This is a genomic window from Streptomyces sp. NPDC087420, assembly GCF_044744165.1.
In the GTDB taxonomy this organism is placed as follows: domain Bacteria; phylum Actinomycetota; class Actinomycetes; order Streptomycetales; family Streptomycetaceae; genus Streptomyces.
The window spans coordinates 254,472-276,811 of the sequence record NZ_JBIUXU010000007.1; the positions used below are offsets into that span (position 1 = coordinate 254,472).

At 72.9% G+C, this 22,340-nt stretch carries 17 protein-coding genes; 11 read left to right on the top strand and 6 right to left on the bottom strand.

All coding sequences use genetic code 11. The features are described from left to right. The first annotated feature begins 36 nt into the window (after positions 1 to 36). From ACIO1C_RS16500 to ACIO1C_RS16510, 3 genes are all read left to right on the top strand, one after another. Positions 37 to 1,368 carry a DUF692 domain-containing protein gene (locus tag ACIO1C_RS16500; RefSeq protein ID WP_401863691.1) on the top strand — a complete coding sequence of 444 codons (1,332 nt, stop codon included), beginning with the start codon at positions 37 to 39 and terminating at the stop codon, positions 1,366 to 1,368. A gap of 6 nt (positions 1,369 to 1,374) precedes the next feature. Continuing rightward, positions 1,375 to 2,391: a TIGR04222 domain-containing membrane protein gene (locus ACIO1C_RS16505; protein ID WP_401863694.1), complete on the top strand. Its 1,017-nt coding sequence runs from the start codon at positions 1,375 to 1,377 to the stop codon at positions 2,389 to 2,391. Positions 2,392 to 2,626: 235 nt separating this feature from the next. Further along, positions 2,627 to 4,258 carry an alpha/beta hydrolase gene (locus ACIO1C_RS16510; protein WP_401863697.1) on the top strand — a complete coding sequence of 544 codons (1,632 nt, stop codon included), beginning with the start codon at positions 2,627 to 2,629 and terminating at the stop codon, positions 4,256 to 4,258. Between the two features lie 70 nt (positions 4,259 to 4,328). Here ACIO1C_RS16510 and hemQ read toward each other — a convergent pair whose 3' ends face one another. Together hemQ and hemG are read right to left on the bottom strand one after the other, a co-directional pair. Further along, positions 4,329 to 5,045, bottom strand: a complete 717-nt coding sequence (gene hemQ, locus ACIO1C_RS16515; protein ID WP_401863699.1) for a hydrogen peroxide-dependent heme synthase — start codon at positions 5,043 to 5,045, stop codon at positions 4,329 to 4,331. Positions 5,046 to 5,049: 4 nt separating this feature from the next. Then, positions 5,050 to 6,492 carry a protoporphyrinogen oxidase gene (hemG, locus tag ACIO1C_RS16520; protein WP_401863701.1) on the bottom strand — a complete coding sequence of 481 codons (1,443 nt, stop codon included), beginning with the start codon at positions 6,490 to 6,492 and terminating at the stop codon, positions 5,050 to 5,052. A 126-nt stretch (positions 6,493 to 6,618) separates the two neighbouring features. Here hemG and ACIO1C_RS16525 point away from each other — a divergent pair, with 126 nt between their 5' ends. Together ACIO1C_RS16525 and ACIO1C_RS16530 are read left to right on the top strand one after the other, a co-directional pair. Beyond that, positions 6,619 to 7,608 carry a DUF4349 domain-containing protein gene (locus ACIO1C_RS16525; RefSeq protein WP_401863704.1) on the top strand — a complete coding sequence of 330 codons (990 nt, stop codon included), beginning with the start codon at positions 6,619 to 6,621 and terminating at the stop codon, positions 7,606 to 7,608. A 54-nt stretch (positions 7,609 to 7,662) separates the two neighbouring features. Beyond that, the gene (locus ACIO1C_RS16530; protein ID WP_401863706.1) at positions 7,663 to 9,042 is read left to right on the top strand and encodes an FAD-dependent oxidoreductase; all 1,380 of its coding nucleotides are present in this window, start codon (positions 7,663 to 7,665) and stop codon (positions 9,040 to 9,042) included. A gap of 81 nt (positions 9,043 to 9,123) precedes the next feature. Here ACIO1C_RS16530 and hemE read toward each other — a convergent pair whose 3' ends face one another. Next, positions 9,124 to 10,188 (bottom strand): uroporphyrinogen decarboxylase, encoded by a 1,065-nt coding sequence (gene hemE / locus ACIO1C_RS16535; protein WP_401863709.1) that lies wholly within the window; start codon positions 10,186 to 10,188, stop codon positions 9,124 to 9,126. A 91-nt stretch (positions 10,189 to 10,279) separates the two neighbouring features. On the opposite strand from hemE, the gene ACIO1C_RS16540 reads away from it, so the two are divergent. From ACIO1C_RS16540 to ACIO1C_RS16560, 5 genes are all read left to right on the top strand, one after another. Next, positions 10,280 to 10,969: a DUF3000 domain-containing protein gene (locus ACIO1C_RS16540; protein ID WP_401863712.1), complete on the top strand. Its 690-nt coding sequence runs from the start codon at positions 10,280 to 10,282 to the stop codon at positions 10,967 to 10,969. Positions 10,970 to 11,240: 271 nt separating this feature from the next. After that, on the top strand, positions 11,241 to 11,900 hold the full coding sequence (locus ACIO1C_RS16545) for a response regulator transcription factor (protein WP_161312622.1): 660 nt from the start codon (positions 11,241 to 11,243) through the stop codon (positions 11,898 to 11,900). A 193-nt stretch (positions 11,901 to 12,093) separates the two neighbouring features. Then, positions 12,094 to 13,362, top strand: coding sequence for an HRDC domain-containing protein (locus ACIO1C_RS16550; protein ID WP_401863715.1), 1,269 nt, complete (start codon positions 12,094 to 12,096; stop codon positions 13,360 to 13,362). A 594-nt stretch (positions 13,363 to 13,956) separates the two neighbouring features. Continuing rightward, positions 13,957 to 15,177 carry a thiolase family protein gene (locus ACIO1C_RS16555; protein WP_401863718.1) on the top strand — a complete coding sequence of 407 codons (1,221 nt, stop codon included), beginning with the start codon at positions 13,957 to 13,959 and terminating at the stop codon, positions 15,175 to 15,177. Then, complete coding sequence (locus ACIO1C_RS16560) at positions 15,174 to 17,300, top strand: 3-hydroxyacyl-CoA dehydrogenase NAD-binding domain-containing protein (RefSeq protein ID WP_401863720.1); 2,127 nt, start codon at positions 15,174 to 15,176, stop codon at positions 17,298 to 17,300. Before ACIO1C_RS16555 ends, ACIO1C_RS16560 begins: the two co-directional genes overlap by 4 nt. A gap of 130 nt (positions 17,301 to 17,430) precedes the next feature. Here the strand turns inward: ACIO1C_RS16560 and ACIO1C_RS16565 are convergent, their stop codons facing one another. Further along, positions 17,431 to 18,471 carry a hypothetical protein gene (locus ACIO1C_RS16565; protein WP_401863722.1) on the bottom strand — a complete coding sequence of 347 codons (1,041 nt, stop codon included), beginning with the start codon at positions 18,469 to 18,471 and terminating at the stop codon, positions 17,431 to 17,433. Between the two features lie 174 nt (positions 18,472 to 18,645). Between ACIO1C_RS16565 and ACIO1C_RS16570 the strand changes: the two genes are divergently transcribed. After that, positions 18,646 to 19,080 carry an NTP pyrophosphohydrolase gene (locus ACIO1C_RS16570; RefSeq protein WP_401863725.1) on the top strand — a complete coding sequence of 145 codons (435 nt, stop codon included), beginning with the start codon at positions 18,646 to 18,648 and terminating at the stop codon, positions 19,078 to 19,080. Here ACIO1C_RS16570 and ACIO1C_RS16575 read toward each other — a convergent pair. Together ACIO1C_RS16575 and ACIO1C_RS16580 are read right to left on the bottom strand one after the other, a co-directional pair. Then, positions 19,014 to 20,612: a glycosyltransferase family 39 protein gene (locus ACIO1C_RS16575; RefSeq protein ID WP_401863728.1), complete on the bottom strand. Its 1,599-nt coding sequence runs from the start codon at positions 20,610 to 20,612 to the stop codon at positions 19,014 to 19,016. The two genes, ACIO1C_RS16570 and ACIO1C_RS16575, sit on opposite strands and share 67 nt — an antisense overlap. A 17-nt stretch (positions 20,613 to 20,629) precedes the next feature. Next, positions 20,630 to 22,147 (bottom strand): amino acid permease, encoded by a 1,518-nt coding sequence (locus tag ACIO1C_RS16580; RefSeq protein WP_401863731.1) that lies wholly within the window; start codon positions 22,145 to 22,147, stop codon positions 20,630 to 20,632. Positions 22,148 to 22,340: the final 193 nt, after the last annotated feature.

Here is a 22,340-nt window from a genome sequence, read left to right on the forward strand (position 1 = left end):
CCGCAACTGGTCGCGGGAGTGCGGAGGGGGATTTTCATGAACGGCAACGGCACACCACAGCTGGGGATGGGGATCGGCTGGCGTCCGGAGATCGCGGACGCGATCGAGGGGCTGTCCGGCGTCGACTGGGTCGAGGCGGTGGCGGAGAACATCTGCCCGGGGCATCTGCCCGACGCGCTGGTCCGGCTCAGGGAACGCGGGGTCACCGTCGTTCCGCACGGTGTCTCGCTCGGTCTGGGCGGCGCAGACCGGCCCGACGTCCAGCGGCTGGCGGACCTCGCGGCCCGGGCCGAGGCGCTGGGCGCCCCGCTGGTCACGGAACACATCGCGTTCGTACGGGCCGGCGGGGCGCTCACGGCGTCGCCCGTGCTGGAGGCCGGCCACCTGCTGCCGGTACCGCGCACCCGGGACGCGCTGCGGGTGCTGTGCGAGAACGTACGCATCGCCCAGGACGCGCTTCCCGTACCGCTCGCCGTCGAGAACATCGCGGCGCTGATCTCCTGGCCGGGCGAGGAGATGAGCGAGGGGCAGTTCCTGGCGGAGCTGGTGGAGCGTACGGGGGTACGGCTCCTCATCGACGTCGCCAACCTGCACACGAACCACGTGAACCGCGGCGAGGACCCGGTCAAGGCGCTGGACGAACTGCCCGTCGAGGCCATCGCGTACGTCCATGTCGCGGGCGGCCTGGAGCGGGACGGCGTCTGGCACGACACCCATGCCCACCCGGTCACCCGCCCCGTCCTCGACATCCTGGCGGAACTGCGCGCCCGGGTCTCGCCGCCCGGCGTGCTCCTGGAGCGCGACGACGACTTCCCGCCGGCGGCGGAACTGGCCGGTGAGCTGAGGGCGATCAGGGAAACGATCTCGGCGGGGCCGGTTCACGACCTTCGGGTGCCCGGACCCGGCCCCGTGCGGGAGACCCCCTCGGTCGAAGCCGCCGGGGACGACGTACGGGAACGGGTCGGCCTGGAGCAGGCCGCCCTGCTGTCGTCCCTCGTCGCGGGCACGCCCGCGCCCGAGGGGTTCGACGCGCGGCGTCTGGGGGTGCAGAGCCGGGCCCTCGCCGCCAAGCGCGCCGGGGTGGTCGCCAAGCTCGCTCCTGAGCTGCCGGAGATCCTCGGCGGCGGCTACCGCGCCGCGTTCCTCGCGTACGCCCAGATACGGCCGCTGCGCGGCGGGTACCGCCGCGACGCGCTCGACTTCGCCGAGCACCTGCTGATCGACGGACGGCCCGAGGACGCCGCCGCCCGGCGGCGGTTGACGCTCTGGTGGGAGGAGCGCGCCGCGCCCCGCCCGCCACGGCGGGCGACCCGTCTGGTCCGTGCCGCAACCCGTGCCGCCGCCCGCGCCGTTCTCGTGAGGAAGTGAATGACCATGACCGTTCTTCCCGTGGTGATCGCACTCGCGATCGCCGTCTCCTCCGTCCTGCTGATCACCGGCGTGGTCCGGCTCCGTGGGCGCGGCACACCCACCCCGGTCCACGACGTCCTGGAGGGCGCCTTCCTGGCCGGCGGTCCCGGCCGGGTCGTGGACGCCGTGATCGCCGGGATGCAGGCCGACGGCCGGCTGACCGTCGGCGGCCCCGGCATCGTCGCGCTGCGGCCGGCCGGCGCGCGCAACGCCGTCGAACTGGCCGTGATGCAGGAGCACGCCGCCGCGCCCAACGGCGCCCTGCACACGCTGCGCCGTGCCGTGATGCGCGGTGAGGCCGTCCAGCGGGTCGGCGACGCGCTCGCGGCGCGCGGCCTGCTGGTGCCGCCGGCCGAGGCGAGGCCGTACGCGCGGTGGGGCCTGATCCAGGGGGTTCTGAGCGTCATCGGGGTGCCGTTCTCGTTTGTCACGGCGGGGGTGCTGACGATGGACTCCGAGCCCGGCGACGGCTTCCCGCTGGCCCTCTTCGCCCTGCCGCCGCTGATGATCGTGAGTGCCTTCGTGGGTCTGGTCTGCGCGGGCCGGGCCAGGAACCGGCTGACCGGGGCCGGCCGGGCCGCCCTGAAGGACTTCGCGCTCCGGGACCCCTCCTCCGCCGACGCGGTCCGGCTGGTCGCGACCGGTGGACTGCGGGCCCTGCCGGACGAGGAGTTGCGCCGGCAGCTGGGGACGGCCGCGCGGGTCAGGCCGGAGGACGGCCTCCTGCCGGCCGCCGTCGTGACCGGGACGGCCACGACCTGGTGCGCGGGCGCGATGCCGGGCGCCGGCTGCGGGGCGAGCACGGACCGCTCCCACGGCGGGCACGGCAGCCACGGCGGGGGATGCGCCGCGAGCGGCGGCTGTGGCGGAGGAGGGGGTTCGGACGGCGGGGGCTCCAGTTGCGGCGGCGGATCCAGCTGCGGGGGATCCAGCTCCAGCTGCGGTGGGGGCGGCGGGGGTTGCGGCGGCGGAGGCTCCTGAGCGGGGGAAACGGGGGACGGGGAGACGAGGACGGGGAACGGGGGGCGGCGGCGCCCGGAGTGCGTACACGCACACTCCGGGCGCTTCCGCATCCCGGGAGGTGCTCCGGAGTGACCCCACCGCGCATCGGAGTCATTGCCCCCGACACCGCCCGGCGGTCCTTGTCCCGCCCCGCACCTCCGCCGACCCTCGGTCGTGCGGCCAACCCCTCGGCCGCACGCACGAAGGGAACGCGATGAGAGCTGTAGTGAAGTACGGGGCTCTGACCACCCTGGGCTCCCTGGTCCTGTCGGCCCTCGTCGCCGCCCCCGCGGACGGCGCCGACACCGGCGGCCCCCGGGCGACCACCCGCGAGACCCTCACCGCCGAGACGCACGGGGTCCTCCGCGCCGCCGAGCGGGCCGCCGGCGCGGGGATCACCTTCGGCCGCTGCCCCAAGTCGGAGATGCTGTCCGCCCCGGTCACCTGCGGCACGGTCGAGGTCCCGCTCGACTACGCCGACCCCGAAGGCCCCGCCATCAAGCTCACCGTCAGCCGGGCCCTCGCCAGCGGCAAGGCCGCCGACCGGCAGGGCGCGCTGGTCTACAACCCGGGCGGGCCCGGCGCCTCCGGCATGTACTTCCCGATGGCCGCGTCCCTGCCGAAGTGGAAGCGGATCGCCCAGGCGTACGACATCGTCGGCTACGCCCCGCGCGGTGTCGGCCGCTCGGCCCCGCTCTCCTGCCAGGACCCGGCGGACTTCGCCAAGGCGCCGTCCCCGTCGCCCACGCATCCCTCGGAGTCGTACAAGCGGGAGCGAATCGCCGAGGCGCAGGCGTACGCGCTGGGCTGCGCCCGCGGCGCGGGTCCGGCGCTGCGGCACTACACCTCCCTGAACAACGCCCGTGACCTCGACGTGCTGCGCGCGGCGCTCGGCGAGAAGAAGCTCACCTTCATGGGGGCCTCGTACGGCACGTACTTCGGCGCGCTGTACGCCTCGCTCTTCCCGTCGCACGTCCGGCGCATGATCTTCGACTCGGCGGTCAACCCCGACCCCCGGCAGATCTGGTACGGCAACAACCTCGACCAGTCAGAGGCGTTCGAGCGGCGCTGGGCCGACTTCCGTACCTGGGTGGCCAAGCACGACACGACGTACCACCTGGGCACCGACGCCGAGCAGGTGACGCGCAGTTACGAGCGGGTGCGCGCCAGGGTCGCGCACGAGCCGGCGGGCGGGACGGTCGGACCGGCGCAGCTGCACGCGGCGATGCTCGGGGCCGGGTACTACGACGACTACTGGGTGATGCGCGCCACGGCGCTCTCCGAGTACCTGAAGGGCAACGAGAAGCCGCTGGTCGAGCAGGCGGCTCCGAGGGAGGGGGACGCCGCGGAGAGCGAGAACGGCAACGCCGTGTACACCGCAGTCGAGTGCAACGACGCGCCCTGGCCGACCGACTGGCGGGTCTGGGACCGGGACAACAGCGAACTCGCGGAGAGCGCGCCGTTCGAGACGTGGGACAACGTGTGGATGAATCTCCCCTGCGCCTTCTGGTCCGCGCCCCGGCAGCGGCCGGTGGACGTCCGCACCTGGCCGGGTGAGCTGCCGCCGACGCTGATCCTGGCGGCGGAGCGCGACGCGGCGACCCCGTACGAGGGGGCGCTGGAGCTGGAGCGGCGGCTGGCGGGCTCGGTGCTGGTGACCGAGCGGGACGCCGGGACGCACGGCATCGCGGGCGGCGACAACGCCTGCGTCAACCGGTACGTCGAGGACTACCTGCTGCGCGGGAAGGCGCCGGTGCGGCGCGCGGAGTGCGCGCCGCACGCGGAGCCGGACCCGGTGTCGCTGGACGAGCGGACGGCGGACAGGAAGCTGCCGCCGGTCGTCTGATCTTCCGGGCGGAGTGGCCGGGTCCGTTCTGGGAACGGATCCGGCCACCACGCTTTTTCCCGGGCCCCGCCTACGCGAGCCCGGCGACCAGGTCCGCCACGGACCTGCGCCGCCCGGTGTAGAACGGCACCTCTTCGCGGACGTACAGCCGGGCCTTGGAGGCGCGGAGGTGACGCATCAGGTCGACGATGCGGTACAGCTCGTCGGCCTCGAAGGCGAGGATCCACTCGTAGTCCCCGAGCGAGAACGACGCCACGGTGTTGGCGCGTACGTCCGGGAAGCCGCGGGCCATCTTGCCGTGGTCCGCGAGCATCTGGCGGCGCTCGTCGTCCGGCAGCAGGTACCAGTCGTAGGAGCGTACGAAGGGGTAGACGCTCACGTAGTCGCGGGGCGTCTCGTCGGCGAGGAACGCCGGCACGTGCGACTTGTTGAACTCGGCGGGGCGGTGCAGCGCCATGTTCGACCAGACCGGCTCCAGCGCCCGGCCGAGCCGCGTACGGCGGAAGCGGTTGTACGCGTCCTGGAGTTCGTCGGCGGTCTCGGCGTGCCACCAGATCATGACATCGGCGTCGGCGCGCAGCCCGGACACGTCGTACGTACCGCGTACCGTCACGTCCTTGGCGTCGAGCTGGTCGAACAGCTCCTGGACCTCCTCGGCGTACCCGCCCCGGTCCTCGGGCAGCGCCTCGCGCAGCTTGAAGACGGACCACAGGGTGTAGCGGATGACCTCGTTGAGGTCCTTCGCCTTCTTGCCGGCGTTCGGCGTCTTGTCTGGTGCAGCAGTCATACGGCTATTCTCCCGCGCCGCGTCCGGTGCCCCGCGCCAGGGTCGACGTGGCGATGATCTCGTCGGCGGCGCGCCGGGCGCTCGCGACGCAGGCGGGGATGCCGACGCCGTCGTAGGCCGCGCCGCAGACCCGCAGGCCGGGGAGTGCGGCGACGGCGGCGCGGACGCGCTCGACGCGGGCCTGGTGGCCGACGGGGTACTGGGGCAGGCCGCCGATCCACCGGGTGACCTCGCTCGCCACCGGTTTCGCGTCGAGCCCGGTCGCCTCGCCGAGGTCGCGCAGGGACACCTCGACCAGTTCGGCGTCCTCGTGGTGCAGGTGTTCCTCCTCGCCGTAACGGCCGATGGAGGTGCGCAGGAGGAAGAGGTCGGGCGCGGCGCCGTCGACCCAGCCCCACTTGCGGGTGGAGAAGGTGGAGGCCTTGATGGTGAGTCCGTCCACGGGCGGGACGAGGAAGCCGCTGCCCTGGGGCATCCCGGTGAGTTCGGCCCGCCGGAAGGCGAGGGTGACCAGGGCCATGGAGGCGTACTCGACGGCGGCCAACTCGGCGGAGGCGACCGGGGATTCGGCGGCGAGCAGGGTGGCGGCGGACCACGCGGGGGTCGCCAGGACCACGCCGTCGGCGCTCAGGACGCCGGTGCCGGTACGGATCCGCCAGCCGTCGGGCGTCCTGGTGAGGCCGAGGACGGGGGTGTCGAGGAGGATCTCGCCGCCCCCGGCCCGTACGGCGTCGGCGACGGCCGCGGGCAGGGTGCCCACTCCCCCGGCGATGCCCGCGAAGACCGCGGCGGACTGCGGCCGCGCCGCTGCCTTCTCCTGGAGGTCGCGGACGCCGGCGAGCAGCGAGTCGTGGGTACGGACGGCGGCGAAGAGCTGCGGTACGGCGGCCTTCATGGAGATGCGGTACGCGTCGCCCGCGTAGACGCCCCCGAGCAGGGGCTCCACCAGCCGGTCGACCACCTCGCGGCCGAGCCGCTCGGCGACGTACTCCCCGACCGACACGTCGTCCCCGACCTCGGTGGGCGCCAGGTCCGGCTCCTGGGCGATCCTGGCGAGCCCTTCGTCGGAGAGCAGCCCCGCGAGGGCGGCCGCGTCGCCGGGCACGCCCATCACATGGCCCTTGGGCATCGGCCGCAGCGCGCCCCTGGTCCACACGGAGGCGCCGGTGGCGGTCGGCGGCTGGAGCAGGCCGCCGAGGCCCACGGCCTCCGCGAGGTCGACGGCCTCGGGCCGCCGCGCGAGCATGGACTCCGCGCCGAGGTCGACGGGGACACCCTCGATCTCGCCGGTGAGGAGCTTCCCGCCGAGCCGCGCGGAGCCTTCGAGCACCGTCACCGCGACGCCCGCGCCCAGCAGCCGGTGTGCGGCGGCGAGTCCGGCGATCCCGCCGCCGATGACAACAACCCGGCCCGTGTGTGTGCTGACGTGCTGCGCGTTCGACTCCATGGGCCCACTCTCTCAAACCCGTAACGAGTCCCGACCGTGACCTCTTCGGGACCGCGAGAGGGAAACCCGCCCGCCGGGGTCGCACGTCGAACCGGCATCACTCGTGAATGTCCCAGGGGGGATCTCATGCGGAAGATGTCCGCACTCGCGGCTGCGCTGCTGACCGTTTCACTCGCACTGGCCGGATGCGGCGCGGCCGACGACAGCGCCGGCGACTCGCAGGCCAAGGCCGCCGACGGGGCGGTGTCCGACCAGAAGGGCGCGGGGGCCGCCGCGGAAGGTCCGGCCGCGGCCGGGAAGGTCACGGAACAGGACCCGGGGGACAAGGTCCCGGCCGTGACCCATGTCATCAGGACCGCGCGGCTCTCCGTCGAGGTCAAGAACGCCTCGAAGGCGCTCGCCACGGCCCGGTCGGTGGCGCTGGGGGCCGGCGGTCTGGTCGAGAAGGAGAGTACGGAGCGGGCCGAGGACGACCACGTGTCGACCACGGTCGTCCTGCGGGTCCCGCAGGAGTCGTACGACAGTGTGCTGCGCGAACTGGCGGGCACCGGCAAGCTGTTGTCCCGTACGGCGAACGCGAAGGACGTCACCGACAAGGTGGTCGACGTGGACAGCCGGGTCGCCTCGCAGCGCGTGAGTGTGGCGCGGGTGCGGGAGTTGATGGACCAGGCCACCAAGCTGAGTGATGTGGTCACGCTGGAAGGGGAGTTGAGCCGCCGTCAGGCGGATCTGGAGTCACTGCTCGCCCAGCAGTCCTCGCTCAAGGACCGCACCACGCTGGCGACCGTCACGCTCGACCTCACCGAGACCCCGGTGGAGGAGAAGGACGGCTCGGACGACGATCCGACCTTCGTGGACGCGCTGGGCGGCGGGTGGGACGCGTTTGTCGCGACCCTGCGGTGGATCGCTGTCGCGATCGGGGCGGTGGCGCCGTTCGCCGCCGCGCTCGCCGTGGTCTGTCTGCTGTGGCGGCTGGTCCGGGCGCGGCTGCGGCGGCGGTCCGTCCCGGCCGCCGCGCCGGCCACTGTCCCGGCTCAGGCGACCGCCCCGGCCGCACGGGCGACTCCGACGACCCCGGCCGCCGGCGGTCGGGAAGGGCACCGCGAGCAGGACTGATCCACCGCGCCCGCGTAGCGTTCCGTAGCGGACGACGGACCGGAAGGACGCGGAATGGCAGCGGAGCGCATGGTGGTCATCGGCGGCGACGCGGCGGGCATGTCCGCCGCGTCGCAGGCCCGCAGGCTGAAGGGGCCCGACCGGCTGGAGATCGTCGCCTTCGAGCGCGGCCACTTCACCTCGTACTCCGCGTGCGGGATCCCGTACTGGGTGAGCAGTGACGTGGCGGGTCCCGACGCCCTGATCGCGCGCACGCCCGAGGAGCACCGCGAGCGCGCGATCGACCTGCGGACCCGCACGGAGGTGGTCGCGATCGACGTGGCGGGCGGCCGGGTGCGGTCGCGTGATCTCGCCGGCGGTACGGAGAGCTGGACCGGCTACGACCACCTGGTCATCGGCACCGGCGCGCACCCCGTCAGGCCGCCGCTGCCCGGCATCGACGCGCCGGGGGTGTACGGCGTGCAGACCCTCGACGACGGCCGGGCGCTGCTGGACGGCCTGGCAGGACACGACAGCGGGCGCGCGGTGGTGATCGGCGCCGGGTACATCGGCGTCGAGATGGCCGAGGCGCTTCTCAAGCGCGGTTACGAGGTCACCGTCGTCCACCGCGACGAGCAGCCGATGGCCACCCTGGACCCGGACATGGGCCGCTTGGTGCGCACGGCGATGGACGGCCTCGGCATCACCACCGTCGGCGGCGCCACGGTCACGGCGATCCTCACCGGCGAGGACGGCCGGGCGCGGGCGGTGGCCACCGAGGACGCCACGTACCCGGCCGATGTGATCGTCCTCGGGATGGGCGTCCGGCCGGAGACGGCCCTGGCCCGCGCGGCGGGACTGCCGCTCGGCGCGTACGGCGGGCTGCTCACCGACCTGTCGATGCGGGTGCGCGGCCACGAGAACATCTGGGCGGGCGGCGACTGCGTCGAGGTGCTCGACCTGGTGTCGGGCGTGACCCGGCACATCGCGCTCGGCACCCACGCGAACAAACACGGCCAGATCATCGGGGCGAACGTGGGCGGCGGGTACGCCACCTTCCCCGGCGTGGTCGGCACGGCCGTCAGCAAGGTCTGCGACCTGGAGATCGCGAGGACGGGCCTGCGGGAGAAGGACGCGCGCAGGGCGGGGCTCCGGTTCGTCACCGCGACCGTCGAGTCCACCCACAGTGCCGGCTACTACCCCGGCGCCACCCTGATGACGGTGAAGATGCTCGCGGAGCGCCGTACGGGCCGGCTCCTCGGCGTGCAGATCGTCGGCCGCGAGGGCGCGGCGAAGCGGGTGGACATCGCGGCGGTGGCGCTCACGGCGGGCATGACGGTGGAGCGGATGACCACCCTGGACCTCGGCTACGCGCCACCGTTCTCGCCGGTCTGGGACCCGGTCCTGGTGGCCGCCCGCAAGGCCGTGACGGCGGTGCGGGCGGCGGGCATGTGACCGGGACTCGACCGGTGTCTAGGGCCTGTCTGACAATTCCCGTCTGCCTCGCGGGCAACGACGCGAATGGTCAGACAGCCCCTAGCGGGCGCTCCGCGTGTGCACGTAGTCGACCAGCCGGGTCAGGGAGTCCGGGTCGGTGCTCGGCATGACGCCGTGGCCCAGGTTGAAGACGTGCCCCTCCAGGGCCGCCGCCGCGTCCAGCACCTCGCGCGCCTTGGTCTCCACCACCTCGGTGGGGGCGAAGAGCACGGTCGGGTCCAGGTTGCCCTGGAGCGCCTTGCCGGGCCCGATCCGGCGGACCGCCTCGTCCAGCGGGACGCGCCAGTCGACGCCGACGACGTCCGCGCCCGCCTCGCCCATCAGCCCGAGCAGTTCGCCCGTGCCGACCCCGAAGTGGATGCGCGGGACCCCGTACGGAGCCACCGCCTCGAAGACCTTGGCCGAGGCCGGCATCACATAACGGCGGTAGTCCTTGGGGGCGAGCGCGCCGGCCCAGGAGTCGAAGAGCTGGACGGCGCTCGCGCCCGCCTCGATCTGGACCTTGAGGAAGGCGCCCGTGATGGCCGCGAGGCGGTCGAGGAGGTCGGACCAGAGGTCCGGGTCGCCGTACATCATGGCCTTCGTGCGCTCGTACGTCCGCGAGGGCCCGCCCTCGATGAGGTAGCTGGCCAGGGTGAAGGGGGCGCCGGCGAAGCCGATGAGCGGGGTGGTCCCCAGCTCGGCCGTGAGGAGGCCGATGGCCTCCGTGACGTACGACACGTCCTCGGGGGTCAGGTCGCGCAGCCGGGCCAGGTCGGCGCGGGTCCTGATGGGGTCCGCGACGACGGGGCCGACGCCCGGCTTGATGTCCAGGTCGAGGCCGATGGCCTTGAGGGGGACGACGATGTCGCTGTAGTAGATCGCGGCGTCGACCTTGTGCCGCCGTACCGGCTGGAGCGTGATCTCCGCCACCAACTCCGGGCGCGTGCAGGATTCCAGCATCGGAATGCCCTCGCGCGCCTTGAGGTACTCGGGCAGCGAACGGCCCGCCTGGCGCATGAACCAGACCGGCGTGTGCGGCACCGGCTCGCGTCTGCACGCCTTCATGAAGGCGGAGTCGTACGTCGTCGGCTGCTGGCCCGAGGGGCGTTCCATGGCGCTCACGACCAGAATCTTCGCATGTACGGGTAAGCCGCGGCCCCGGGCCGGGTGTCCCTCCCTGCGCGCGGCCCCCGTTCCGCCTACTCTTCCCCGCATGGCTGCGGCTCAGGGACAGTTTTCCGATCATTCCAACGGCACCGAGGGAACGGAGGGCAGGGACGGGGACGGGGAGGGGGACGCCGTTCCACGGGCCTTCCGGCAGGCGGTGGAGGCCCTGCGGGCGGCACGGTTGCGTCCCGAGATCGAGATCGACCCGACCCCGCCGCCGAAGCGGCTGGCTCCGCACGCGTACGCCCTGGAGGCGGCGGTCGTCGACGGTGAGGACGACCTGGCGGACGGCAGGCTCGTCCTGCTCCACGACCCGGCGGGACACGACGCCTGGCAGGGGACCTTCCGGCTGGTGACCCTCGTACGGGCCGAACTGGAACCGGAGATGGCGGCGGACCCGCTGCTCCCCGAGGTGTGCTGGTCGTGGCTGACCGGCGCGCTGGAGGCGCGGGGGCTGTCGTACGGGGAGGCGAGCGGCACCGTCACCCGCGCGGGGTCGCACTACTTCGGCGGGCTCGCGGAGCGCAGGCCCGCGACGCAGATCGAGATCCGGGCATCCTGGACGCCCCGGGAGGGCCGGGGCGGGGTGCCGGACACCGCCGCGCACCTGGCGGGCTGGTGCGATCTGCTGTGCCAGCTCGCGGGGTTGCCCCCGGTAGGGCCTGGAACGGGCCACGGAGGGCCGGACGCGGGTGTGGTGTCCCTTCCCCAGCGGCGCGGCCCGCAGGTCTCCTGACGCCCCCTCAGCACGCCTGCGCCACGTGTGTCCCGTACGTCCCGAAGGCCTCCCCGGACCATCTCCGGGGAGGCCTTCGGTGACTGACCACTCGTAGGATGATCGATCACGCATCCGAATTGCCCGAATTGTTACTCACCAAATCGTGATCATTCTCTAAAGGCCGACGGGTTTGGTGCCGAAGAGGTCAATGACCCTTCAAGCACGGTTCGCCCCGGCTTCATCCCCAGCGCCGGAGACGTCCCGCACGCACCTTCCCCCAGGAGGCCTGGTGTCCGTTCTCCTCGAGCAGCCCGCAAGCCTGGTCGCCTACCGCCCGAACAAGCCGACGGCCATGGTCGTCGTGGCCGACCCGCGCGTCCGCTCCACCGTCACCCGCCACCTGTGGGCCCTTGGAGTCCGTGACGTCATCGAGGCGTCGTCCATCGCGGAGGCCCGTCCCCGCGTCGGCAACCCGCGCGACATCTGCGTGGCCGACGTCCACCTGCCCGACGGTTCCGGGCTGACCCTGCTGTCCGAGACCCGGGCCGCAGGCTGGCCCAACGGCCTCGCCCTCTCCGCCGCCGACGACATCGGCGCGGTGCGCAACGCCCTCGCGGGCGGCGTCAAGGGCTACGTCGTGACCGGTACGCGTACGAACATCGGCCACCCGACCCGTCCCGGCGCCGCGCCCATCGGCGCGGGACCGCGGATGCACCGCCGCCCCCCGGGCGCCCCGAGCCACCCGGGCGGCTACCGCGAGCTCTCCGGCCGTGAGGTCGAGGTGCTCAGACTCGTCGCCGAGGGCCAGTCCAACAAGGCCATCGGTGTCTCGATGGGCCTGTCGGCCCTGACCGTGAAGAGCCACCTCGCCCGTATCGCGCGCAAGCTCGGCACGGGTGACCGGGCGGGGATGGTCGCCGTGGCCCTCCGTACCGGAATCATCCACTGACCCCCGCCATCCCCCTCACCCCTTCCCCCACGCACACCGCCCGCCGACGGAACGTTCCGTCGGCGGGCGGTGTGCGTTCAGACGCCTGTTCAGGGCGTACCTGTGGGACCTCTGGGGGGTGTTTTCGCAGGTCATCCGACTCTTGCACCGAAAGTGCAGGTCAGCGGTTCGCGCAGGCGGATACCCTTGACAGGTGACCGACGCCCAAGAGACCGCAGCAGACCCAGCACTGCGAACCACCGGGGGCGCACCCCCGGACGACGTCGAAACGGCGCCGATCCCTTTGTTGGAGCCCCGCGAGGGCATTCCCCCCGTGGTGGAGACCGACGACGCCCTCGCCCGGGTGATCGCCGCCTTCGCGGCGGGGACGGGCCCCGTGGCCGTCGACGCCGAACGCGCTTCTGGTTATAGATACGGCCAACGCGCCTATTTGGTTCAACTGCGCCGTGCCGGCGCGGGTACGGCGCTGATCGACCCGGTCGGCTGCCCCGACCTCTCCGGGCTCGGCGAGGCCCTCTCCGACACGGAGTGGATCCTCCACGCGGCCACCCAGGATCTCCCGTGCCTGCGCGAAATAGGCATGACGCCCACCCGGCTGTTCGACACGGAGCTGGCGGGCCGGCTGGCGGGCTTCCCCCGGGTCGGGCTCGGCGCGATGGTCGAGAACGTGCTCGGTTTCGCCCTGGAGAAGGGCCATTCCGCGGTCGACTGGTCGACCCGCCCGCTGCCCGAGCCCTGGCTGCGGTACGCGGCGCTCGACGTGGAGCTGCTGGTGGACCTGCGGGACGCGCTGGAGAAGGAACTGGACCGGCAGGGCAAGCTGGACTGGGCCCACCAGGAGTTCGACGCGATCGCCTCGGCCCCGCCCGCGCCGCCCCGCAAGGATCCGTGGCGCCGTACGTCCGGCATGCACAAGGTGCGGCGGCGGCGTCAGATGGCGGCGGTACGGGAGCTGTGGAACACGCGCGACAGCGTGGCGCAGCGGCGTGACGTCTCCCCCGGCAAGGTGCTGAGCGACACGGCGATCGTCGAGGCGTCGCTGGCCCTTCCGGTGAACGTGCACGCGCTCACCGCGCTGCCCGGGTTCGGGCACCGGATGGGGCGGCGGCAGCTGGAGCAGTGGCAGGCCGCGGTCGACCGCGCGAAGGCGCTGCCGGACAGCGAGCTGCCCCAGCCGGGCCAGCCCGTCTCGGGCCCGCCGCCGCCGCGGTCCTGGGCGGACAAGGACCCGGAGGCGGCGGCGCGGCTGTCCGCTGCGCGGGCGGCGGTGTCTTCGCTGGCGGAGCGCCTGAACATGCCGCAGGAGAACCTGATCACGCCGGACACGGTCCGCCGCGTGTGCTGGGAGCCGCCGTCCGCTCCGACGCCGGAGGCGGTGGCGGAGGCTCTGACGTCGCACGGCGCCCGCGCCTGGCAGGTGACCCAGGTCGCCCCGGTCCTGGCGGAGGCCCTGTCGACGTGACGACGCGGTGCGCCGGGCGCGGGCCACTGATGTCCTCAATCGCCGGACGGGCTTGATTTTTGCCCCCGCCCGGTGCCGGGTGCGGGTCAAGGCTGTCCTCAAACGCCGGACAGGCTGGATTGTGCCCCCGCACGACGGGCAGGCGCGGGTTACTACGTCCTCAAACGCCGGACGGGCTTAAAGACCCGGAGCGGGCCAGGTCGTTTTGGCGCGGGCCTGGAAGGGGGACGGGCAGGGGTCGTGTCCGGAACGTAGAGCGTGTTTTGTGTCGCATGGCGATCGTTACCCAATACGACTGGCTGAACGCGACGTAAAACATGCAGTGCAGGACACGACCCCTGCCCGGCCCCCGGCAACCGACCCGCACCCAAAAACCCGGCCCGCAGCGGGCACAACCAAGCCCGTCCGGCGATTGAGGACAACACGAACCGCAACCCGGTCACCGAGAACGCGCGGCCCCCCGGCCCCAGACCGCCCGTCCGGCGACTGAGGACAATCAGTGACCCGCACCACCGAGCGCCGCCAAGGCTGTGCAGGCTGGTTACCCACGAGTAGCATGGGCGGCAGCAACCGCACCCCTGGAGGAGAGCCATCGTGCCTCGTACCGTCAGGGACGTCGTCTTCGTCGACGGCGTCCGCACCCCGTTCGGCAAGGCGGGCCCCAAGGGCATCTACCACGAGACCCGTGCCGACGATCTCGTAGTGAAGGCCATCCGGGAGCTGCTGCGCCGCAACCCGGACCTCGACCCCGCCGCCATCGACGAGGTCGCCATCGCCGCCACCACCCAGATCGGCGACCAGGGCCTCACCCTCGGCCGCACCGCCGGGATCCTCGCGGGGCTGCCGCAGTCCGTGCCCGGGTACTCCATCGACCGGATGTGCGCGGGCGCGCTCACCGCCGCGACCACCACCGCCGGGTCGATCGCGTTCGGCGCCTACGACATCGTGATCGCGGGCGGCGTCGAGCACATGGGCCGCCACCCGATGGGCGAGGGCGTCGACCCGAACCCCCGCTTCGTCTCGGAGAAGCTCGTCGACGACTCCGCGCTCTTCATGGGCATGACGGCGGAGAACCTCCACGACCGCTTCCCCCACCTGACCAAGCGGCGGGCGGACGAGTACGCGGTGCGCTCGCAGGAGAAGGCCGCCAAGGCGTACGCCAACGGCAAGATCCAGCAGGACCTGGTGCCGATCTCCGTGCGCCGCACCGACCCCGCCGGCGGCGAGACGGGCTGGGGCCTGGCCACCGCCGACGAGCCGATGCGGCCGGGCACGACGCTGGAGATGCTGGCCGGCCTCAAAACCCCGTTCCGCCCGCACGGCCGCGTCACCGCCGGCAACGCCGCGGGGCTCAACGACGGCGCCACCGCCTCCCTCATCGCCGCCGAGGACTTCGCGCGCGAGCACGGACTGCCGGTCAGGATGCGGCTGGTGTCGTACGCCTTCGCGGGCGTCGAGCCCGAGGTCATGGGGTACGGCCCCATCCCGGCGACGGAGAAGGCGCTCGCCAAGGCGGGCCTGTCGATCTCCGACATCGGCCTGTTCGAGGTCAACGAGGCGTTCGCCGTACAGGTGCTCGCCCTGCTCGACCACTACGGCATCGCGGACGACGACGAGCGCGTCAACCAGTACGGCGGCGCCATCGCGTACGGCCACCCGCTGGCCTCCTCCGGGGTACGGCTGATGACGCAGCTCGCCCGGCAGTTCGAGGAGCAGCCGCACGTCCGCTTCGGCCTGACCACCATGTGTGTCGGTTTCGGCATGGGCGCGACGGTCATCTGGGAGAACCCGCACTTCGACGGAGGCACCAAGTGAGCATCGCCGAACTCCTGAAGGGCGCGGCCGAGTTGTTCCCCGACGAGGTCGTCACCCAGGCGCACGTACGCCACCTGGACCTCCCGGGCGGCGTGGGGCGCTTCGCGCTCGTCACGCTGGACAACGGCTTCGACCACACGAAGCCCACCACCTTCGGCCCCCGTTCGCTGGCGAACATCGACGCCGCGATCGACCAGGTCGAGAAGGAGGCGTCCGAGGGCACGATCGTCGGCGCCGGCGTCACCGGCAAGCCGTTCATCTTCGCCGTCGGCGCCGACCTCAAGGGCCTCGTCGGGGTCAAGAGCCTGGAGGACGGCCTCGCGTCCGGCCGGGCGGGGCACGACGTGTTCAAGCGCCTCGCGGGCCTGGCCGTCCCGACGTTCGCGTACTACAACGGCGCGGCGATGGGCGGCGGCGTCGAGATCGGCCTGCACTGCACGTACCGTACGGTGTCCGCCGCGACGCCCGCCTTCTCGCTGCCCGAGGTCTTCCTCGGCCTCGTCCCCGGCTGGGGCGGCTGCACGCTGCTGCCGAACCTGATCGGCGCGGACCGCGCGGTCTCGGTGATCATCGAGAACTCACTCAACCAGAACCGCCAGCTCAAGGGCGGTCAGGTCTACGACCTCGGGATCGCCGACGCGCTCTTCGAGGGCGCCGACTTCCTGGAGCAGTCGCTGCTCTGGACCGCCGCCGTGCTCAAGGGCGAACTGGCGGTCGCCCGGCCCGACGTGGACCGCGGCGAGGCCTGGGACCAGGCCGTCGCGCGCGGCAGGGCGATCGCCGACGCCAAGGTGCACAGCGCGGCCCCGGCCGCGTACCGCGCGCTGGACATCATCGCCGCGGTGAAGGACGGGGACCTCCAGGCGGGCTTCGACGCCGAGGACCGCGCGCTCGCGGAACTGATCCTGAGCAGTGAACTCCGCTCCGGCAACTACGCGTTCAACCTCGTGCAGAAGCGCGCGAAGCGGCCCGCCGGGGCGCCGGACAAGAGCCTGGCCCGCCCGGTGACGAAGGTCGGGGTCGTTGGCGCGGGGCTGATGGCCTCGCAACTGGCGCTGCTCTTCGTGCGCCGCCTGGAGGTGCCGGTCGTCCTCACGGATATCGACCAGGAGCGCGTCGACAAGGGCGTGGCGTACGTCCACGGCGAGATCGACAAGCTGCTGCTCAAGTCCCGTATCAACCCGGACAAGTCCAACCAGCTCAAGGCGCTGGTCACGGGCGTGCTGGACAAGGCGGCGGCGTTCTCGGACGCCGACTTCGTCATCGAGGCCGTGTTCGAGGAACTGGGCGTCAAGCAGAAGGTGTTCGCGGAGGTCGAGGCGGTCGCCCCGGCGCACGCCATCTTCGCGACCAACACCTCGTCCCTGTCGGTCTCCGAGATGGCGTCGAAGCTGAACCACCCGGAGCGGGTGGTCGGTTTCCACTTCTTCAACCCGGTGGCGGTGCTGCCCCTGCTGGAGATCGTGCGCGGCGAGCGGACCGACGAGGCCTCGCTGGCCACGGCGTTCGGTGTCGCGCGCAAGCTCAAGAAGACCGCCGTACTGGTCAAGGACGCCCCGGCGTTTGTGGTGAACCGCATCCTGACGCGCTTCATGGGCGAGATCCAGAACGTCATCGACGAGGGCACCCCCGTCGCGGTCGCCGAGCGCGCCGTGGAGCCGCTGGGGCTGCCGATGTCCCCGCTGGTGCTGCTGGAGCTGGTGGGCCCTGCGATCGGTCTGCACGTCTCCGAGACCCTGCACGGCGCGTTCCCGGACCGGTTCACGGTCTCGCCGAACCTGGCGGCGGTGGTGAAGGCCGGCAAGCGCGGCTTCTACACGTACGACTCCGGGAAGCCGGAGCTGGACCCGGAGGTCGCCGCCCTGCTCGACCAGGGGGACAGCGTCCTCACCGAGGAGCAGACCCGCGACCGGGTCCTGGACGCGGTGGCGCAGGAGATCGGGCTGATGCTGGCCGAGGGTGTGGTCGCGGAGCCCGAGGACATCGACCTGTGTCTGATCACGGGCGCGGGGTGGCCGTTCCATCTGGGCGGCATCACCCCGTACCTGGACCGTGAAGGTGTCTCGGAGCGGGTGAACGGCAAGCGGTTCCTGGCGCCGGGTGTGGCCAGCGTGCCGGTGTAGGCACGGGCGCGACGCGGGAAACGTCCGACGGGCCGGTACGGGACATCCGTACCGGCCCGTCCGGCGTTTGCGGCGCGGTCCCGTCCGGCGTTTGCGGCGCGGTCCCGCCCGGCGGTTCCGGCGCGGTCGCTCAGACCTGTTTCCAGGCCTCCAGCGCCAGCCCCGGCTCGTCCTTCTGCCGGGTCACCCGCAGCGAGCCGTCCTCGCCCAGGACCGCCAGGACCACCCGGCCCCGCCCGTCCAGGGCCAGGGCGGGGACGCCGGTGCACGGCTCGCCCGTCGGGGTCCAGTTGAGGCCGGCGTCCTCGGTCTCCGTGGGGTACGCGGCGACCTGCGGGCGGCCGTCCGGGCCCCGGCCCGCCAGGATCGTGCAGTCGAGGCCGTCGACCGGGGTACGGAGCAGGGCCGGCAGTCCGGTGCCCGGGCCGCCGAGGTCCACCGGGTCCGTGCCGGGACGCCAGGCGAGAACCGTGCCGGTGTCGGTGTCGCGCCAGAAGTGCGTCAGCCGGCCGGGGCCCGTGCACAGGCCGGTGACCGTGTCCGCCGACGCCGACGGCTCGGTGCCTTCCTCGGCCCGCTCCGGTTTCACGTCGAGTTTGGGCCTGCGCCAGTGCGTCATCAGGCCGGGCCCCGGCGCCAGTATCTCGATCTGTCCGTCGTCGGTGACGGCCGCGCCCGCCTCGCCCGTCAGCTTCTTGCCCGTCACCGGGGCGCCGCCCCAGCCGAGCCAGCGGCCGGTGGGCGACTGGTTGCGGTAGGAGAGGTTGCCGTTGCCGTTGCGTACGAACAGGTGCAGCGCGCCCCGCGCGTCGACGACCGCCGACGGACGGCCGATCCGGGCGGCGGCCTTCATGTCCTTCGTGTGCGGGGTGCCCAGGGACTGCCAGTCCCGCAGCGCGCGGCCCGTCTGGAACTGCACCGCGTGCACGATGTCCCGGTTCTTGGGCCCTTCGGGGCGCGGGCGTTCCCGTACCCCCAGCAGGTGCACGTAGCCCTCGGTGGTCTGGGCGAACGCCAGGTGCGGCAACAGCCCCGGGAACGGCAGCAGTTCGGGTCCGGTCCAGCCGGGGCCGCCCGGCAGGGTCTCCGTCCACCGCAGGACACCGTCCGCCGTCGCGGCGTACGCCGTCAGCCTGTCGTCCTTGCCGCGCAGCAGCCAGCCGGTGGTCATGACCCGCAGCCGCCTTCCTGGACAACAGATGTCACGGATCGGAGAGTTCCACGGACGCGGAAAACCCAGTTGGCGACTTTACCCGCCGCCGTCCCCCCGCCCGCCCCTGGCCCGCGCTCGCCGGCCGGTGGTCCGTGACCGTACCCGTGCCCCCGCCTGTGCCAGGGTGGCGGGATGAGGATTCTGCTGGTCGTCGACGCGGCCAACGTGGTCGGTTCGGTCCCCGACGGGTGGTGGCGCGACCGGCGCGGGGCCACCGAGCGGCTGCGCGACGCCCTGGTGCCGTACGGCGAGCGGGGGGTGGCCGGCCATCCGGGTCCGGTGGAGACCGTGCTCGTGGTCGAGGGCGCGGCCCGGGGGGTGGAGTCCGTGCCGGGGGTACGGGTCGAGTCCGCGCCGGGCAGCGGGGACGACCGGATCGTGGAGCTGGCGGCGGAGGCCGCGGCGGCGGGCCGCGGCTGTGTGGTCGCCACGGCCGACCGGGAGCTGCGGCGCCGGGTGACGGCGTACGGCGCGTCGTGCGTGGGGCCTTCGGCGGTACGTCAGCGGCTCGGTGACGGTACGTCAGGACTCACTGACGGCACGTCAGGAGCCGGTGACGGTACGTAGATCACCGCGCCGTCGACCGTGTCCGGCAGCGGCTCGTAGTGGTGGGCCAGGAGGCGGCGCAGGGTGGGCAGCCGTTCCGGCGCGAAGGGTTTGCCGCGCGAGTCGTCGACGATCAGGGCCGGCGGGTGGGCGCGGAGTTCCGCGGTGAGCGCGGGCCAGGCTCCCGCGACGGCGTACGCCTCACCGACCCGTGGCCCGTCGCGGCCCCCGCTGTAGTTGGTGAGCAGTCCGGCCGTCAGATAGCGGCTGGCCGGGGCGCGGTCGGCGAACCAGTACGTCTCGGGGTGTATCCCCCACACCAGCACCCGGTCGGCGGGCGCCGTACGGGCCCGTACGGCGTCCGCGAGGCGCTGGGCGTGGGCCAGTTCGGGACGTGGCGCGAGGACGCCCCAGGCGAGGAACAGCGCGCAGGTGCAGGCGGCGGTGGTCAGCGTGGCCGTGAGGCGGTCGCGGGGCAGGAGGTGGAGGCCCTCGGTCGCCAGCAGTACGAGGGGCGGGAGGAGTTGGAGGAAGTAGTGGCCGAAGAAGTGGAAGCCGGTGAGGACGGCGACGGCCGAGGAGGCGAGCCAGAGCCACAGGTCGCCGTCGGCGCGCGGGGCCGCCCGGCGCGCGAGGCGCAGCAGGGGCGGGAGCAGTCCCAGGCAGCCGAGGGCGAGGAGGGCGGTGTTGGCCACCGCCCGCAGGAGGACGTGGAGTTCGGAGCCGGTGGGGGTGGCGTACGAGCCGGATCCGGTGACCGTCCAGAAGACGAGCCCTGACGGGGTGGTGAGCAGGGCGGCGGCAATGAGGGGCAGGGCGAGTCCTGCCACGAGGCGGGGCAGCCTGGTGCGGGCGCGCGGGGTGCGGCCGAGCAGCCACAGGACGGGCAGGAGGACGGCTCCGCCCGTCTGTTTCATCAGCAGCGCCCCGGCGACGGCGAGTCCGGCCGTGCCCCAACGGGCCTTCCCCGCGCACCACATGGCCGCGGCGGTGAACGGCAGTATGAAGACCTCGAAGGTGGCGGCCTGGGTGTCCTCGGGGTTGAGGCCGACGGAGACGAGCAGGAACAGCACCCCGGCGGTGCGGCCGGCCCGGTCGCCCCAGCGGTCGCGCGCGGTGGCGGCGAGCAGGGCGGCGGTGAGCAGGTGGGCGAGGACGGCGAGGCCGCGCACGCCGGTCAGGGTGGAGTCGCCGAGGACGGCGAAGGTGGCTTCGTACAGCCAGGGCAGCAGCGGTGGTTTCCGGTCGACGACGGTGTCGTACAGCACTCCCCCGTCGGCCAGCATCCGGGCCTGGACGGCGAGGTAGCCCTCGTCGGGGCTCCACAGCGGGTGGCGGAAGGAGGGCAGCCGGGTGACGAGCGCCAGGAGGGCGAGGAGGGGGAGCAGCCGCCGCCAGTAGCCCGTGGCCCGGCCGGTGGGGCGGTCGGCGCGGGCGCGCGGGCGGGGGACGCTGGGGGTGGCGTCCGTGTCCTGGTCGGTGCGGGGCGGTGGGGGTACGGGGGCGGCGGGCCCCGGGTCCTCCAGGGCGGCGGGCGTGGGCTCGGCGAGCATGCGGGGGCGTACCGCCGTCAGCGCGACCGGCCGAGGCGGCTGTGCCCTCGTCCGTACACCAGGTACACCGCGACGCCGACCAGCATCCAGATCCCGAACCGCACCCACGTCTCGGCGGGCAGGTTGAGCATCAGCCAGAGCGAGGCGAGCACGGAAGCGATCGGGACGTACGGCACCAGGGGGGTACGGAACGAGCGGGGCAGGTCGGGCCGTTGGCGGCGCAGGAGGACCACGCCGATCGCGACGACGACAAACGCGAACAGGGTGCCGATGTTCACCAGGGAGGCCAGTTCGTCGATGGAGGTGAAGCCGGCGACGGCCGCGACGATCGACCCGAGGAGCAGGGTCGACCGGTAGGGCGTGCCGAACCGGGGGTGGACGCGGGAGAACGTCCTCGGCAGGAGTCCGTCCCGGCTCATGGCGAAGAACACCCGGGTCTGGCCGAGCAGCAGGATCATGCAGACGGAGGTGAGTCCGACGGCGGCGCCGAAGCTGATCAGACCGGCCCAGAAGGGGTGTCCGACGGCTTTGAAGGCGTCGGCGAGGGGCGCGTCGACCGTGAGGGCGGTGTACTTCTGCATGCCGGTGACGACGAGCGAGACGGCCACGTACAGGACGGTGCAGATGAGGAGGGATCCGAGGATGCCGCGCGGGACGTCCCGCTGCGGGTTGCGGGTCTCCTCGGCGGCGGTCGCGACGATGTCGAAGCCGATGAAGGCGAAGAAGACGACGGCCGCCGCCGTGAAGATGCCGAGGATCCCGAAGTTGGTGGGGGTGTAGCCGAAGATCAGCTGGATGAGGGGGGCCTGGAGACCGCCGTCGCCGCTGGTGCTCTCCGCCGGGGGGACGAACGGCTGGTAGTTGGCGCCCTTGATCAGGAACGCGCCGACGACGATGACGATCAGGACGACGGTGACCTTGATGGCGACGATGACGTTCGTGATGAGCGAGGAGAGCTTCATCCCGGCGACGAGGATGCCGGTCAGGGCGAGCACCAGCAGGCAGGCGAGCAGGTCGAAGCCGAACGTCCCGTCGTGGGTGCCGGACAGGGCGGCCGGGAGCTGTAATCCGGCGGTGTCCAGCAGGGAGCGCAGATAGCCGGACCAGCCGACCGCCACGACCGCGGAGCCCAGGGCCAGTTCGAGGACGAGGTCCCAGCCGATGATCCAGGCGGGCAGTTCGCCGAGGGAGGCGTAGGAGAAGGTGTACGCGGATCCGGCGACCGGCACGGTCGAGGCGAACTCGGCGTAGCAGAGGGCGGCGAGCGCGCAGACGACCCCGGCGGCGACAAACGCGAGGGCGGTGGCGGGGCCCGCGGTGTCCCTGGCGACCTTGCCGGTGAGGACGAAGATGCCCGTACCGATGATCACACCGACGCCGAAGACGGTGAGGTCCAGGGCGGACAGGGACTTCTTGAGCGCGAACTCGGGGTCCTCGGTGTCGCGGAGGGACTGCTCGACGGATTTGGTACGGAACATGCCGGTGCCGGCCGGCAGGTCCTTGTCGGCCGGCTCCAGATCCTGCTGCGTACTCATCGGCGTACCTCCGTGCGCGCGTCGTCCCCGGACATGATCGACCCCGGATACCCCGTAACGGCGTATTTCACACGGACGGGCCGGGGGGGCCCCCCCCCGGGGGGGGGGCGGCCCGCCCCGGGACCCGCGGGTGCCGCGCGCGCCCCGCCCCCCCCGGGCCGGGGCCGCCCCCACGGCCCCCCGGGCCGGGACT